This window comes from Sphingobacterium shayense, assembly GCF_013179575.1.
Lineage (GTDB): Bacteria > Bacteroidota > Bacteroidia > Sphingobacteriales > Sphingobacteriaceae > Sphingobacterium > Sphingobacterium shayense.
On the sequence record NZ_JABMCQ010000087.1, the window covers coordinates 1 to 16,976 of the forward strand.

Here is a 16,976-nt window from a genome sequence, read left to right on the forward strand (position 1 = left end):
GTATACCAAGCAGACAAGACTTGGTTCCTTAGTGATAATTTTCTTTTTTTTACCATGCAGAAGAACAAAGATAGGCGGCCCAAGACGATTAAGATTCCTATAGCCCCCATGGCCATTGAATTTATACACGATAGTATCAGCAATAAGCTGTTCAATTTGCCGACACAACAAGAATATAATCGAACATTAAAGGATATAGCCATAAAAGTTGGAATCAATAAACGTATAACCTCTCACGTTGGTCGGCATACATTCGGGTATCTTTTTATGACGGCGGTCGGTGATATCTATGCTTTAAAAGAGATCATGGGTCACTCGAAAATTGAAACAACCCAAAGATATGCTCATTTAGATGAGGAATATAAATTAGAGCAAGTTATGAAGATGCAAGGAGGTTTCTAAGAATGAGGAGTCTTAGTTTATTTAAAACATTTTCTATATTTGCTAATGTTATTCGACACCACACATGTCTGAATTTATTTTTCCCAATGGATGTATTTCCATTGGGTTTGTTGTTTTCTTGCTCTACCTACGCAGGGGAATAAGCTATACTCGAATAATAATGCGAAGCCCAATTATGAAGCGGATATTTCTGCCCGTACATTAAAGCGCCTGAACTATCCCTAGAAACATATTCTTCGGGAGCTGATTCTATTGCTGTATAGTCTGTATACATATACATGCTCCCATATGTATCACTATCTCTAACGTTGCCTCTTCCGGTCGTTTGACCTCCTGCATATGAAACTTCCACTGTTCCGACAGTCAACGGATTTACCAGTTTAATTTGAACGGTATCGCCTCCGACAACTGAAATACTCTGAATTGACATTGACCCAATATTGTTGGTAACGTAAAACCCTGCATTACTGACCTGTTTGGAAAAATGGGTGTCAATTATCAACGGTTGTACAGGAACTTTGAATTGAACATTGATCGTGCGTGAATCGATTACAGAAACGGCCTTTCCAACGACAACACTTGCGCGACTCCCCTTAATAAATGCTTCAAACAATGCTTTTCCTAACAGTTCCCCGTACCATCGAGCACCATTATCACTCATATGATCAGATGTAGGCTGCATTCCAGGAGCAAAATAAACGGGATTGATGAGTATAACGTCTTCATTCTCTTGCGCAAATTCAATCTGTGCCATAGTAATGTTCTGTTCTACCTGATCGTTCCACACCCTGCCAGTCTGATATATAAACATCAAAGGTTTGGATGGCTGACCATATATGTTCATTACGTCAGCTTGAACATCATTCTTATATTGAAGTAATAATGCCTTATACTCGTTTTTGTCGCGAGTTTGATTCGTACCATCCGTTAAACCCTGACCAGCGCCACTATAATTGCTTTCACCTTGCATCCAGATGAATGCTGACATTGATATAGACTTGCTATTAGCGTCCGCATATGCCTTTGATCGGATGAGAAAATTCAGCAACCTTGTAGTATAAAGATTTTCTCCGGCTTCAAACACCGACGTGTTAGTACAATTTTTCGACAATGCCTCAATACTCCTGCTTCCTCTAGCTACCGAATTTGCGTAAAACTCTGTCGATGGGTTTCTGTATCTTCTCCATAGCTTACTAAAATGGTTTACTCCCGATATTAAAGGAATTTCACCTTGACCCGGTATCGAAGCAAGAGGATTAACACTATCTAGTAGCGCATTACCTAATACTGTAGGAGCCGGACCAAACATAAAGTTGCCTAAAAACGCTACCGTGGTAACGCCAACAGCGGGACTGTTATTAGCCATCAATGACTGTCCTGTACCCATAACTACATTGATATCAGCTTCGCCGATATTTTGAAACTCAATGGCGCCGAGATCCGATATCTGAGAATAGTCGACTTTAGCCGAGACGGTGCCTAGTGATTGTGGTGTAGCCCTAATTTCTACAATTGTTAGATTTCGGTTAGTATCATTCGACAATGCTATAATTTTAGTGGACTGATCTACAGGAATCCATTCGTCTATTGGAACCTCTCCTGTTGATGACTGCTTATTTCTAGTTATCAAATTCGCAGCTTCTATTGGTAGCGCGGTAAATTGCGACATCCACGCAACTGCTGAATAATTTACTGTGCCCACCACCCGTACATGAGATATACTCCCCGGAACAATTTCATAGTATTTAACCCAGAATGAAACAAGCTCGGACGGGTTGTCCGCTAAGTCACCCGATCCATTTACGTATTTATCAGATATTACGATAGGGTCGTCGACACCGATAATCAACTGTTTGTTACTTGGCGACACAAAACTTACTTCACCCTCGCTCAAGTATTTGTAAGATTCAATATCAGTTACTAACACTTCTCTACCCTCGGTCGGAATGTATGACAAGGTTAATATATAAGTGGTGTCCTCATTAATATCAACCCACTGGTCGATTGCGGTCAATGTCCCCGATGAAAGATTAAGGCCCTTCGCAAAATTTCCTGACAAAGTGAAGTCCCCTTTGAATTCGGCATAATAGTATGATGAGGACAGATGAATCTCTCCTTGGATACGGACCTTTTTAACCGTTTTAGGATTTATTTCAAATATATTTAACTTTAGACTTGAGTTTTCTTGATAACTATTATCTGATACCCCTATAAAATGCCCTATGTCAAACCGAGGAGTAATCACACGCTGCGCCAGCAATTTAAAGCCATCTGTTTGTTTATCCAACAGACTTGTCGTGTCTACCTCCGGCAACGCCCCCATATCAAACAATTCCCATGAAATACCGTCCCAATAAAACTGCCATCTTTTATCACTAGTCACTTCGGGAAATCCTTGATAAAATCCTGGTTGAGGTTCGAATTTTCTTTTTTGCCCAGCTGGTCCAGCAGGAATAACAGCCGGATTTGTTTCTGTGCCGGGAGCTATAGGATCTATCAGTTCCGAATTGACGTCAATTCGGAGTGACAGCCAGTTGAAAAATTCGAAAAGTGTAAGGCTTCTAAACTTATCTTCATGTGCATATTGACAAAGTATATAAGCATTCTCAATATCGCTGATTGTACTTAAGCTATTAAGTTTTGCGTCCATTTTATTGTATAATTAGATTATATGGTATTATTCCAAGTTCTGGATAACCGGTTTTTGTGTCGCTATATCGGAAGGTAAAAGCGAAACTGTTCAATTCGCCTTTGACTAAATTTGTTTCTGGGTTATTTAGTACGATGGGGCGTAGGGCTCCGTCATGGAGGTGATATCGCTGTTTACTATATAGAAAATCAATGCATTGCTTTCTATGAAGTTCATTTTTTATATATCCGCTATTCTTTAAAACCGAGTAATTTGGCGTCTGGTTGAATTCGTATTCGTTTTCATCGAATAGACCGGTCGATATAGTATTGGCATTCTGATCTTCGTGTTCTCCAGAAAACATAAGAGTATCCCAGCCTCCGAGTCGATTTAGGTATAGAAATGTGTCGCCATCAAATTCGAATCGATTTGAAAATACGAAGCGTTTGTATCCATTCCTGATCGCGGATCCCTCTAACGTGTATACATCGAAATATTCATATTCGGAATCAAACAATTGAATCATTCTACCTGGATTAAGATTGATCGAATACAACACATTTGCATTTAATGTTCCGAGCGTTATTATCTTATCAGAACCGTCGATCAGCCGGCCTTTTGCGATTGCAGTTACATTGATCGGGGGATAGGCTGATAGGTAAAGTGGCTGATGAAACGTTACTTCAGACACTGCCGGTACGATATTTAACCAACTATCTCGAAGAAAACCGTTTACATCAAATGGCTGCCGGCGAACATATCCTTTAACGACTGTAAATAATATTTCTTTCGTTTCATCCAAATCCGATAACTCAAGTTTGAAATTCGCTACCCCAGAAGACTGAACGCTGATGGTTTGGTTGTAATCAGGTAATGTTCCGCTCAAAAGTAAGTCTGCGATCTCACTAAACTTTAATACGAGCTCTCCATCTGCAGGTGGTTGATCATAGGTTTCGTCAATGATCAATTGCTCGGCTTTAAACAATTTGACATCAATCGTAGAATTGGTCGACACGACCTTAACATGAGGCAATGACAACGAATAATTTATTGAATCCGGTTGCTGGTTAACTGTAAGCATAATTAGAATTGAATAACATCGTATGTCAATCCGACACCAACTCCATATGTTAATCCTTTAGGGGTGGCCAGCGGTCCTCCAAATACGCCTAAACTCCACTTAGGAGATTTTGGCACGCGGTTCACGTCAATGACATTTGATATCTTGACTCGAGGATCACTTGCGTGTATAACCGATCGATATTCAGTTGATGAAAACAGATTTTTTCGGTAGGGCGCGTATGCCTGCGTTAATTTCAAACGAACACCAGGATAAATTGAATCGTTGTTCAGGTTTACTTTCACGTCGAATGTCGGATCATCTTTTAAAACGAGCCATTCAATTTTTGTAACTGTATCTCTTTGTCTTTCTCCCTTACCTTTACCTTCGATTTTAGCAATGTACGATCGGAGGCTTACTATTTCACTCGTCGCCACACCCAAAGCTTTGGACATCGTGTCCACGACACCTTTGGATACATATCCGTCGACTGGACCAGGTGTCTGAAGCGGGTTATACATTGCAGTCGTTGTGCCGGCAGACGTGTCACGAATTACTTCCCGTATCACAAGAGTGTCGACACCATTTTCTAATAATTTTTGGTGACTTGTCCAAAGTGTCTGATACTCGTTGTCGCTACCTTTCCACATTCGAAAAAGCACGATACTGGTGACGGATGTGACCAGTAGTAATGCTATTAAAATGAAGGTTGATTTTTTCATGGCTGTATCTTGTTTAGTGCCTTCTCTGTCGCAGTCCGAGCAACGGAGTCGTTCTGTTTTACCTCTTGCTTTTGCGCTTGTTGCATCATAAATGCATCAAACATTCGTGTACGCATATCTCGAAGTTCTGAGGATAGAGAGGCAATAGTTTCTCTATCTACCTTTCGATCGTCCACACAGTCTTCGTCTTTTTGTTCTAATCGAACCTCTCCTGAGATTCCCCAGGAGATTAGAACGGTTAACAGAATAGCCAATAGTGTGATCTTGACATTCTTGCTTAGTGCGTTAAAAATTGGTTCGAATAACTTTAAAAACATGTTGTAAAAATCGAATTATAGCCACGGTTAATAAAGGACAACACCTTAGGCTTCGACCATATCGACGACTGCCGGATCTATCGTATTCGCTCGCAAGGTTATCTGAATTTTATCGACGAAGAAATTGCGACCACGTACATGAACTTTATCGCCCAGATCCAGTTTGTGAAGATCTATTGCGTTAAGGAGGAATGTTCCCTTTAATCGTAGCTTGTCACGTTCGATCCACTGTTTATAGTTCTTGTGATATTTTTCAATCAATCCATTTTCGCCTTCCCAGAGAAGATTGAGGGTATTGTTGGCGTCCGGATAAATGGAGGCATAGGGATAGGTTCTTGTTGTCGCATGAGGAACTTGGCGCATCCCTTTATAAATTACAAGCGGTATGATTTCTGATCGCTTCGATCTGTCAACGGAGAGTGCTGGAGCGGAAATGTAAAAAGTATTGTCATACAAGTCAACGTCATTTTCCATCGAATGAAATGCAGCCACTGGGTAAAGTGGTAGTGGGTTTACTTTCGGCTCAACAGTGTATTTATCACCTTCGACATCAAGATCGACGCCGAGTCGGTCGTCAATTAATTCGTATTCGAGCTCGTCCGAAAAAATATTAAAATCGGCCGATATGACATTGATTTCACGCTGTTGCGCACGCTTTATGAAGCGCTGTTTAGTTTCCTGAATATAAAACCGTTCCTCATAGAATTTCTCGTCGTCAAGGGTATACGGGTAGGATGCCATATCCCATATTGTGTTTACAGATACAAAGGTTTCGGTCGCTGTATAGGTTTCGGAATCACTATATCCAAACACGTATGCTTTTTTGTTTTCGCTTGTTAGTTCAGGGTTCCCAATAATCAAGGAAGTCCAATCTGCTTTAACGGTACCCAACATAACATCGTTATTACTTCGCATTTGCAATTTTCCTTTGTATGGGAAAAGCGACATACCAAATAGGCTAAGAAGCTCTTTGATAAAATCATTTGCGGAAACGTCGGGCATATAGTTTTTATATTCTATATACGGACTTGATGGATAGGGTTGATTCCATGCTGGTCTCGGATTTTCGACCATAGGGGGAAACTGCCGGTTGCTGAAGGTAGGGTCAGTCGCTTGTGATTCGAGTCGCTCTGTCCATTTGTTGTAATAGAATGTAGGCATTACAAGATTGCGAAGATCACCTTGGAGAAACATATTGTTGTCTAATACTGAACCCATAACCGTCTTGAATATGTGCCCAACGCGAAACAAAGGAAATACGTTGGCATGTGAGGTGCCGACCTTATAATTGTAGGTAAGATCCCTATCAATTAAGAAATTGCTCGACCATGGGTTGTATTGATTAAAGAATGCTGTGTCCTGGTACCGATATACTGATCGGAACCGTTCATAACCGGATGTTTGACCGATCCATTTCGTTTGGTAGTCCATTGACTCCCATCTGGAGAAAGGCATGGCTTTATCCAAGATTGCTACCGGTGCTAAGACGAAATCGTCTCTGTCAGTATTTACTGCCGAATCTGCCCATTGTTTATAGGAGTATGCAAAATTGGTGGAAGTGTAATAATCAATTCCTCCAGAGAATGATCCGTCAAAGGTTTCTCTACCGAAATCAATTTCATATAGTTTGCTCTTTATATCTTCGATATAGTCAATGCCTGAATAGGTCACCTTTAGTGTTTCCAGGTAACTAGTTAATTTTAGATGCCCTTTGCTGATCGTTATTGAATGAAATCGGATATCGACAGGGATGGTTCGGACGTAATTGGCTTGCTTGTAGGACCCGATTCTGTTCGGCCACCCGAAGAGCTCAAGGTTATGGCGCGTAGAGGGAAGCTCAAACGACAACGAAAATGGCGTAGGTATTCGATCCTCTTTGAGTAACGGATTTTCAATGGTAAGTGCAATTTGGATATCGGGAGGCAAGTTCAAAGCTTTGCCATTGTGAATGATCTCTAGCATGGTTTAGAAATTAGCGTCTTGTTCAATTGTATTGTATTCATCCATAGCTTCAAGGAATCCGTTTTTGCCGATCAACGAAACATCCGCTTTTAGGTTCTTAAGCCCGACATCAAGTTTTGTAACTGTTTTGTCGAGCTTTTTTAATATTTCGTACATACGCGGGTCATGAGCCGCTGAAGAAGTATCCTTTCCTGTAACAGATCCTCCTGATTGTCTACCAGTAGCGTGACCACGACCGAGTGTGCCAGCAATGACATCCTGAAGATTTAGCGTGTTGATGGTTCCGTTGCGCTGTGCTGTATCTAGTACATCAAGTATTGGTCGTACTGTTGGATTTTTGACTGCTTGAGCGTTTGCTACCCATTCGGAACCGTCTTCACCAACAATAACAGTAGGAGAGTTGACATATCCTCTTTTTGTTGGATCTACGTTCGCGTCGAATACTTTGCCATCCTGCGAACGCTCGACCTTTAGGGTTCCTCCAGAAGCTCTACCTTCAACTGATGGGAGAGGAGTGGACGCAATTGTTGCGACCTGAATCGCTCCAAAAGCACCAACTATGGCAGCCAATATCCAATTGGGAAGAACTGCAGTAACTGCTCTGGCTGTATTTACAATGGCAGACATTAAAGCAGCTGCTTTTTCCCTTTTTGCTTGCTTTCGTTGAGTTTCAGCACGTTTTTTATCCATTTCTTGATCAAGCTCGGAAACTTGTTTATTATAGGACTCTTGTGTTAATGTTCCTGCATCTAGGCGTTTTTGTAGATTTTCCTTTTTGCGATCATTTGCCTCTTGGTCTTTTTGAAGCATCGCGTTTTCTCTACTAGTTACAATTGAAGAATATTGTTGCCACATCTGGGTAGCGGCCCCTAAAAGATCTAATAGATCTTCGAACTCTATTTTGCCCTCTTTAATATTGTCAAGTAATTTTTCCCAATCATCGGATGACATACCGAAAATATCAACAGACCCATTTTTGCTATCAAGCCCGTCCGTTAGATCTCCTCCCTTCAGTTTCGCTATTTCCTCTTTTAACTCTCGTATTAGATCTAAGAGAACCTTGACCTTTTCTTCGGGAAGCAATGCGTCTGAAAGATCGATTCCTTCGAAATTTCCTGATGCGACAGCGTCTTGCAACATTCCCAAAAGTTTTTCAAGGTGGTGTCGCGTAGCTGTTTCTTCTTCTAAGCGTTGTTGGTTTTCTATTATGCGCTTGGCTTGGCCAAGAGTCTTTACTTCACGAAGTTCCCTATTCGATAAAACAGAGGATAACTTCTTCTTTGCCTGCGACAGAGAAGTGATTGAAGCCAGCTCCTCACGATGAGCAATTCTCATATCGGCTAGCTCTTCCTTATAACCGTTTTGAATTGTATCTACCTCCTTGTTCACACCCTCCCGAGTGATATCAAGAAGATTATCCTGATGTTCTTTTGTTAAATATTCAAGTGCTAATTGCTGATCTTCAGTTAAATTTTCCTTTTCTTTCCCATATAATCCAGCATCCTCTAGACGTTTTCTGTAAGCTTCTTTTTCGGCTTCAAAATCAGATTGCCGCTTCTTAAGAATGCTGTCTATGGTTTTTGATTCAGAAGCAAGGCGTTTTGTTAATTCGGCATCAGCGACCTTAGACGTATCTTTTAACGATTTTCCGTATTGTTGGTTGATCGAATCGACTTTTTTCTGGTACTCTTCTTCTATAGCTGCTAGCTTTTCTAACTCCTCAGCAGTCATGGTTCGCTTATCCTTCCGGAACAATCCCTCGGCCTGGAGTTGATCTTGATAATGTTTTTCGGCGTCCTCTAATTCCATTTTATATGCTGCTTTCCTAGCTTGTTCTGCTTTTTTTGCAGCTTTTGGATTAGAAGGGATTACGCCGGTGTTTTGGTTCGTAGGCTCGGCAGGTTTTGCTTTGTATAAATTGTTTAATTTGGTTTGATCTTCAATGAGACTGTCCGTTACTTCCTTTGACGCGGCTTTGATATTCATCAAAGATTCAACATTATCTGTAGCATTTGCTGCTGCAGCTCCGGCAGCTCCTATAAAAAACTGACGCACTTCGCGATAAGCGCCAGTTATAAAGCCGACCTCATTACGCTCAACTTGTCTTGCTTTCGACGCTAGATCATCTAGTTCCTGCTGCTTTGCTTTGATTTGTGCATTTAAGATTAGTGCTTCGGTATACTGATTAATCGCTACCCTCGCTTTGCCAGCCAAAATTTCTTCTTGCGTGTATCCATCAAGGACTCCAGGCATAACCTGTTTTAGCTGGTCGAGTGCAGCGAGACGTTTATCAGTAGTTTCATTTGTATCTGTTAATACTGAATTTAGATCCTTGATGCGTTGGGTTTCTCCCGCTGTTTGATCTCCTGCGGATTTCATTGCCTTGTTTAGCGAGTCATGAGATTTTACTATACCTCTTAAGTTCTCGTTGTAGTTTATTAACGCTGTTACGATAAGTGCAATGCCAGCAACTAAAAGACCATAAGGATTAGCTGCCATCGTTATGTTGAGAAGTCGTTGTGCCGCTGTGGCTCGTGCTAGATTGCCGGTTAAAAGTGCGTAGGTTCCGCTCAGAGCTATTGCAATCACTCGCTTAGCCACCATATAGGCAGTTGTAATTGCTTCCCATTTAGCCGCTATTTGAACTGCAGTATAGTAAGTGACTACCGCTACAGCCAACGAGGAGATCCATTTAATGTTACTAGATATGAACCCTATAAAAGAGATAAGTAAGCGAAGAAATGAAGCCCATAGAGTATTTCCTTCAGCTATTGCCGGCCATAGTTTTTCACCAAGTTCTCTCCAGAACTTAGATACTTCTTTTCGAGTACGATCAAGTTTTGCCGCGACCGTTTCGTTCTTGATATTAAATTCGTCAGTGATCGACGAACCATCAGCCATAGCCTTATTAGACAATGTGATTGAGCCAGTAAGTATATCAACATTATTTGCTAATGACCCTATAACACCGATGACCCGACCGCCATCTTGACCAAGATCTCCCAAGGTTGATGCAAGTGCACTGATTCCTTCAGAGCTATTTCGAACACCCTGGAGAACTCGAGTAAAGGCGCCCATAAAGTCTTTCTCAAGCAGATCCTTAAACGCATTTACTTCCATTCCGGCATATCTTGAGTAAGTCTGCGCATCTTTAGCTATTGCCAGAAATAATTTACTCAGCGCCGTTGAGGCAACCTCTTCACTTTGTCCGAGCTGATCGAGAGCTGCACCTAGCCCAAGTATTTGTTCAATGGATATCCCTGCTAATGGAGCGACACCGGCCATCCGTCTGGCAAACTCAACCATGTAACCTTCGTTAGCGGTGGACGCCATTCCAAGTTCGTTAAGTGCAGACCCAACCTTTAGGAAAGCGTCTTCTGTATCGTAAAGATCCTGTAGTTTGAATACGTCAACCAGTTTACCGATCTTATTGACTGTTTCCTCTACATTTCCACCAAGGTCTTCGTTAAGGGCGACAATGATTTGATTGTTAGCCTTGACAAATTCGGTGATATCCGATATTTCCGTATAACCTAACTTACCCGCAATTCTACTAAGGCCGAGAAGATCTTCTTGCGAGGTTCGAGTGTCTATGCGTTCCAACTCGTCATTGAGCTCTTTAACTGAGTTTTTTGTCAGATTAGTGGTCTTCATGACGTCAGCCAGAATATCATCAAAACGAGCATATTCCGTTATGGCTTTGCGAACGCCCGAGAATGCGGCCATAAACGATGCTATACCCGCTGTTATCACAGCGAAATATTTTTGAATGTTTTGGGACATTCGCATTAAAGAATTACCAGTTTGGTCACTCCCGTTTCTTAGCTCGACAATGCGCCGGTTAAGAACACCCATTTCATCCGAATATCGTTTCCGGTCTGTATCGTTAGTGGCCTGTCTCCATAACTGGCGTGTGCGGCGTAACGAGTTTTCTAACTGCTTAAGGCTTTTATCTTGAATTGATAGGCTTTGGTTTAATTCAGTAAGTCTCGTTTTCGATTGGTTAATAACTGTATTGTATCTTCCTACGTCCGACTGTAATTGTTTATAGCGGGTAGATGAGGTCGCATTAGCCCGTTCGAGCTTCTTCATCTCCGTCTCTGCCGCCTTGACCTTCGAGGTGTTGTCTTGTATTGATCGAGCCAGTTTGCCAATCTCCGATTGTGCCTTATTGGAGTTGACAATAATGTTTAATACAAGGTCTTCAGTAGTGAGTTTTTTAGCCATTGGTCAACCCTCCTTTGAATCGAATCCGTATATCTCGCTTTACCGCTTCTGTAAAATCATTGGCGACTCTGAATGCAATCGAGTAGTAAGCGCCCATTACAAAGCGATTGTAGATACGCAGTGAACGGACGCTCTTGCCGTTCCCGGACTTCTTATTGCGTTCCTTCTTTATATCCAGTATCCTGTTGTAATGTGGCACTGTAATCTTTAAGGTTCCTCCGTCGGCCGGTGTAGGTAGAATCTCGACTGTACGATCGCGTTCTAACCTATGAGAATGGAATTGAACTTCCTTTCGGATTGCTCGTCCCTGGTTGGAAAGCATGCGCCGGCCCTCTTCTTTCAATATATTACGAATGAATTCGGATTTGATATTAGCCATGGTGTTTGTGTTGATAGGCGAATCTACCAAGGTAGGAGAGGCTAATAAAGGACACGGATTTATCGATGGAAATGCCGGATAAGCCGGAGTAATCCATGAAGTTTCAATAATGGTATCGTTTTCGCTTTGGTTTTAAACGAAAAAACAGCCTTTAAATGTATTTAAAGGCTGTTTTTGATGGCGCGCCCTCATATATCAGAGGGCGAGGGTGGGGGTGACATTGCACTTTCTCGGCAGGGCGGGCTGGTGTCGTTCGTCAGTGAATATTGTGATTTATTAGGTGTGTATGTGCAATAGCTTGTTAATCAGGTTGTTTTGGTAGTGATGTTCTACCAAAACGAAATATATCAGTATTATTCTTTTGGTTTCCGTAGTTGATCTGTGTTTTGGCTTACAATTTCGGACAAAAGTACTTTGTGTTGAAAAAAAGCGTTTCTCAATGTGAAAAAGGCAACCCTTTTCGACAAGCATAATCGTTCTATTTTCATCAATGAGAGTTCAAGGTCTCGAACTAATTCATTTAAATGTGGATGAGTAACTGTTGATGATAAATACTGTTCGTTTTTAAATCCGGGAATTTTTGATGATATATACGCTGGAAAAGCGACATTTATTTTGCCATCATAATTTTCGATGTAAGTGTTATACTCGTTTCTAAAAATTAACAAATTTCGCAAAACATCCTTGTTAAAATTGTGATCCAAAGCTAGTCTATCCAATTCGTAGAACAAACTATATAAATTAATTTCAATGCTGTTCATGATTTCGTCATTGTTTGTACTGTAATCTTTAACAGTTAGATCTAATTCAGTATAGAGGTCTTTCATTAAATCGATCGACGTTAGATACTGTGCAAAAGCCTGTTTTTCAAAATTTTTAGATAGAATTGTATAATCCAAGGTTTGTAAAGCATGGAGGTGTTTATTGGTGAACACGGCTACACTTAAGGTAGGTAGTTTTTCCGGGGTACAATTTTGCACAATTTTGTCGAGGGTGCTTAAATGGGTAGTCAGCACACCCATCATTGATTCAAAATAGAACTGAAAATCTGAACTCAGGCGCTTTTCATGATCACTTGTTTTTTTTACTTCGGATAAAATCAATTCCATTTTTTCACTTTCAGATCTATTAAAGTCGATTTCTCGATTTTTAGCGTTAATCTTTCGATCTCGAGAAGTTATTGATAAAGTTAGAAGAATTGGTCCTACAATCGCAGCGGATGGAACAATAAAGTCTTTCCAGTTATTACTATCCAGAAGCCATTTGTAAATTGTACAAAAATAAAGAATAAACATAGTTAATAATTTAATGGTTGTTACAATATAACAAAAAAGCCGAAGATTAATCTTCGACTTTCTTTGTTCTTGTTGTTTGATGGAGTGTAACTTTATCTCCCAATATTTCTGCGATTAAGAAATCGTCATTAGCAACTTCGAGATCTCGTATTTCAAGTTTTTGACCGACCCGAAGAAGATTAGTTGTCCGGGCGTAGATATATAGCTGCTTTAGGAATCCGTCTGGATTTTTATTGACCTTCACCAATTCCACGAAGATGTAAAAAATTCCGTAATTAGTAGTTTCCAACAATCCTTTCTGTTTCATTTCATCGATATGAACATAAAGATCCGTAATCTTTTTTAGCTTGATAGGCTGTGGTTGTTTCTTAGACAATTTGCGTAGCAATCCCATAGTCAAATATACCTAAAAAATCAACAAACAAACTTCATCGACCAACCAATGTACCCACCGAAAATATTGTATTCCGGATCTATTAACACAGAGCCCATGTCTATATTAGGAAACAATTTGCAGTATTCATTATCTTCTCCGAAAAGGTATTCTTTCAAACGTATCAATGCGTCCTGCGAATCTATGTATTGTTGTAGCTCTGTCTCATCGTCTGATCCCTCGAACTGACGCGTCACGATAAAAAATAAAATTTCGTGCAGATCCTTGTAAGAATCAGTCTCACCAGATAAGTGATAACTTGGATATACAGCTACTAGACGAATACCACCCTTATCTTGCAACTTTTTCATTCCCTGTTCCTCTGTACTTGCAATTACATGGCCGTCTATTTCGATAGATTCTACGATCTGATCGCATATTTCCTTATACTTTCTTACGGTTATCATTGGGTTTTTGGTCTTGATGTTTTTTTAATAAAAATATTAGTACGTCGTATAATGGGGTTTGACTTGTTGTTATCGCATCTCCAAAAACGCCCGACTCTGCGATATCAAGCAGTATTCCTGTCCAACCAAGATTAACCTTCCTATTGTTGCTTCCTGTATTCTCCGATTTAGGAAATAAAACAGAAAGATCAACGTCGATCCCATTTATAGTTAGCTCTTCTGTTTGAAGGCACTTCACGCAAAATGTAAACCAAATAGTTATACATTGTTTTTGCCAAACAGGTACACGCCTAAAAATCTCCGGATCGGGAAGATGTTGGTAGAAGGGCACTTTCTGACCTGATTCTTTATGTCGATAAAGTACAGAAAGAAACAAATCCAAATGCTCCGTTGCTTGTATTTCGTCATTTTTACACTCGAAGTATTGATCTAGAATAGAAAGAGCCGTTTTAAATTCTCCCAATGTTACATCAGCGAGTAGATTTTCCGGACCGTGATATTTATTCAATAGGATAGGAAAGTGATTTACTATTGTGTCATACTGTAGTTCGTAGGTTGTGTCATTCTGTTTAGTAAATACCCATCCGCACAGTTGTTCTGACAGTTGGTAAATTTTAGCATTAATATCGTCATTTAGATCCAATTTCTGCCGAACCAAATATCCAATTCCAAACTTTATTTTAGTAAAATATTGAAACACTTTAATTCTAAATTCACCGATTGACATACTTCCCTGCATTACCTCAAATGCTAGCTTTAATAAATGCTGTGCTTGTTCCTGACTACATTCATTCCACTCTGACGGAAATTGAATGACTTTCTCCTTATCTGGAATTTCTATTGTGTGCATACCTTACGTGCTAGCGAATTTGTTTTTAGGATCATTAGTCGGCAATAATTTGTAGTCCAAATATTCGGGACTATTTTCATATCGCTTACGTTTGATCTTGTCAATGAAGTCGAAAGCATCCAAGTCGATTCGCTTTGCGAAGTAAGATATCTCATCAACATTTGCGGGTCTAGTCGCATTCACTGTTTGACCTTGGGATTTTAACGCTTTTACAATGCCGTCAGGAAGTGCTTGAGTATTCAATCTACGTACTGCTAGTGAAATCGTTGATAGCACTTGAGCCCGGCGAACGTAGTCCAACAACTCGCTTTGATATTCAGTAAGATTTCCGCTTTTAAAATTACTGAATAACGGTTCGTAATCATCTCCGAGAATTGGTTTTAGTCTTACTGTCTGAATTTCCCTCAATAATGGGATTGCGAGGTAATAAAAGCGAGCCGAATTGTCGATCGGATAGTATTCACCAAAAACCTCGGTGTTATTTACGAACAGACTTTTAGAGGCTTGTTTGTTCGGAGAGTCATCCCATTCAACGAGCCCTGCATTGTCGAGATAAGAGATCAATCGATCAACAGCGCGTTGTGATTTTGATAGATGAGCAGCATCATCCCGATCAAGCATCCATTCCCAAGGTATTTTTTCGTTGTCACTGTCGACCTTTAGTTTCCTAGTAGATTGGTCATGGGACACTATATTGGATTGATAAAACCGATACGTCGCCATTAATGCGATAGGAAGTTGAACATGGTTCAACAGTTTTATATCAGCTGGAGCTGGATTCAGCGCCATGGAAATCAATTCAGCTTTTGTAATTATATCGTCGCCGACGATCTTTGAAAGTTCTTCGGTCTCCAAAAGAATATCTTGTTTGACACGGCCGAAGTCGTTTGAAGCGTACCAAGATCCTGTTAATTCTCGTAAAGTATTATTGTCGTTTATGATCATAATGTTTATACTAAAGCGCTTGCGCGTTTTTCGGGTGACACGTCTTCTTCTTTCATTATAATTTTTCTATAGAAACCCATTTTTACCTTCAATTCAGGCCAATTAATTGAAATAGCATCATTTATCCCTTGAAAGATGATTTTTTCAGGAATGTTAACGTCGGTTAGGACATGAAATTTCATGGCATATAGAAGAGCGGATCCACCGACCGATCCGCTGGAAGAGACTAAGTTGGCTAATGCAGGGTTAAGGCCCATTCCTGATGTTGCAGCACTATCGGCTTTATCTGATACTTTGACCTGAGCTTCAATAAAATCCTTAATCTTCTGGTCTATTGGCTCAATCTTCCATTGGCAAAGGTTGCCTTCTATGTCATGGAAATCGACCGTTTCGATAAACTTACCGGCATTCTCCTTGCCTGATAAGGTTTGAGCAATACTCAGGAACAATTCCTCCTTTAAATCCTTAAGCCTACGATCTATTTGAGCATCAGTTTCTTGATGGAATCTTTCCTCTAGTTTCTGGCGTTTGTCGTCCCAGTACCGTTGCGGACTGTGAATATGGAATGCTGCCGAAATACCGTTGTCTGTAAGATATTTGATGATATCAGGTATTTCAGAAGCTGTCGTCAACCACTTTAATGTACCGAAAAATGAAGGCACAGAGTAAAAAGAACGGGCGAAGCTATAAATATTGTGATAAGCCATAGAAACCGGATTCCGAAATGGATCCTTTTTGTTGAAGGTCGGATAAGTCGATAATCCGGAGTGCAGACAATTATTCTCGAAATCACCAACGTAGATGTTAGTGACGTTTTCTAACCTTTTTTCCGGCGTCTCAGGCCATCCTAAACGAGCCCAGGTGTTCAGTACTGGCTCAATCTTCACTATCTTGCCTTGTCCACCTATTCTAGGCGCTCTATTACGATAGAACCTGCTGTAGAATCCCTTTGTATGCATCAGTTCAGTCATAACAATTTGGATATAACGTTCGTAGTCCCACGATTCTAACCAGTTTTGAATAGTCGAGTCCTGAACAGGTTGCCGTATAATTTGATTAGTGTCAGTATTAATAATCTCGTTATATAAAAATGGACCTTCTCCATATTGAAGACCGATCTTTCGCTCTAAAATACCCGGTCCAATATTGGAGTCATCCATGACCCGTCGAATAAGGGATGGCAGATCGTTGTTATTGCCATAGGGTACAATTTTTTTTCCCATGACAATCGCGGGATCGGATTCCCAAGAGTTCGTTAGGGAAAAAAGACGACTGGAAAGGCTGTCGTCACGATGGTTAGCCATGGATATTGTATAGACAGATCCGTCTGCTAGGTGAACCGCCTTTG

At 40.5% G+C, this 16,976-nt stretch carries 14 protein-coding genes; 1 reads left to right on the top strand and 13 read right to left on the bottom strand.

Annotated features, from left to right (window positions below):
- A partial coding sequence (locus tag HP439_RS11395) for a tyrosine-type recombinase/integrase (protein WP_216657831.1) occupies positions 1 to 402 on the top strand: 402 nt, incomplete at its 5' end.
- A gap of 127 nt (positions 403 to 529) precedes the next feature.
- Here the strand turns inward: HP439_RS11395 and HP439_RS11400 are convergent.
- From HP439_RS11400 to HP439_RS11460, 13 genes are all read right to left on the bottom strand, one after another.
- Entirely contained in the window at positions 530 to 3,052 is a 2,523-nt protein-coding gene (locus HP439_RS11400; RefSeq protein WP_172390464.1) for a hypothetical protein, read from the bottom strand.
- A 1-nt stretch (position 3,053) separates the two neighbouring features.
- Positions 3,054 to 4,112, bottom strand: coding sequence for a hypothetical protein (locus HP439_RS11405; RefSeq protein WP_172390465.1), 1,059 nt, complete (start codon positions 4,110 to 4,112; stop codon positions 3,054 to 3,056).
- A gap of 2 nt (positions 4,113 to 4,114) precedes the next feature.
- Positions 4,115 to 4,813 (bottom strand): hypothetical protein, encoded by a 699-nt coding sequence (locus tag HP439_RS11410; protein ID WP_172390466.1) that lies wholly within the window; start codon positions 4,811 to 4,813, stop codon positions 4,115 to 4,117.
- The gene (locus HP439_RS11415; RefSeq protein WP_172390467.1) at positions 4,810 to 5,130 is read right to left on the bottom strand and encodes a hypothetical protein; all 321 of its coding nucleotides are present in this window, start codon (positions 5,128 to 5,130) and stop codon (positions 4,810 to 4,812) included. Before HP439_RS11415 ends, HP439_RS11410 begins: the two co-directional genes overlap by 4 nt.
- A 45-nt stretch (positions 5,131 to 5,175) precedes the next feature.
- Positions 5,176 to 7,092, bottom strand: a complete 1,917-nt coding sequence (locus HP439_RS11420) for a hypothetical protein (RefSeq protein WP_172390468.1) — start codon at positions 7,090 to 7,092, stop codon at positions 5,176 to 5,178.
- Positions 7,093 to 7,095: 3 nt separating this feature from the next.
- Positions 7,096 to 11,319, bottom strand: a complete 4,224-nt coding sequence (locus HP439_RS11425) for a phage tail tape measure protein (RefSeq protein ID WP_172390469.1) — start codon at positions 11,317 to 11,319, stop codon at positions 7,096 to 7,098.
- Complete coding sequence (locus HP439_RS11430) at positions 11,312 to 11,698, bottom strand: hypothetical protein (RefSeq protein WP_172390470.1); 387 nt, start codon at positions 11,696 to 11,698, stop codon at positions 11,312 to 11,314. The genes HP439_RS11425 and HP439_RS11430 overlap by 8 nt, the downstream gene beginning before the upstream one ends.
- Before the next feature lie 353 nt (positions 11,699 to 12,051).
- Positions 12,052 to 12,993, bottom strand: a complete 942-nt coding sequence (locus HP439_RS11435) for a hypothetical protein (RefSeq protein ID WP_172390471.1) — start codon at positions 12,991 to 12,993, stop codon at positions 12,052 to 12,054.
- A 46-nt stretch (positions 12,994 to 13,039) separates the two neighbouring features.
- Entirely contained in the window at positions 13,040 to 13,387 is a 348-nt protein-coding gene (locus tag HP439_RS11440; protein ID WP_172390472.1) for a hypothetical protein, read from the bottom strand.
- Positions 13,388 to 13,407: 20 nt separating this feature from the next.
- On the bottom strand, positions 13,408 to 13,833 hold the full coding sequence (locus tag HP439_RS11445) for a hypothetical protein (RefSeq protein WP_172390473.1): 426 nt from the start codon (positions 13,831 to 13,833) through the stop codon (positions 13,408 to 13,410).
- Entirely contained in the window at positions 13,811 to 14,683 is an 873-nt protein-coding gene (locus tag HP439_RS11450) for a hypothetical protein (protein WP_172390474.1), read from the bottom strand. The genes HP439_RS11445 and HP439_RS11450 overlap by 23 nt, the downstream gene beginning before the upstream one ends.
- Before the next feature lie 3 nt (positions 14,684 to 14,686).
- On the bottom strand, positions 14,687 to 15,628 hold the full coding sequence (locus HP439_RS11455) for a DUF6712 family protein (RefSeq protein ID WP_172390475.1): 942 nt from the start codon (positions 15,626 to 15,628) through the stop codon (positions 14,687 to 14,689).
- Between the two features lie 5 nt (positions 15,629 to 15,633).
- Positions 15,634 to 16,976, bottom strand: a 1,343-nt coding sequence (locus HP439_RS11460) for a hypothetical protein (RefSeq protein ID WP_172390476.1), incomplete at its 5' end; no start/stop codon positions are given.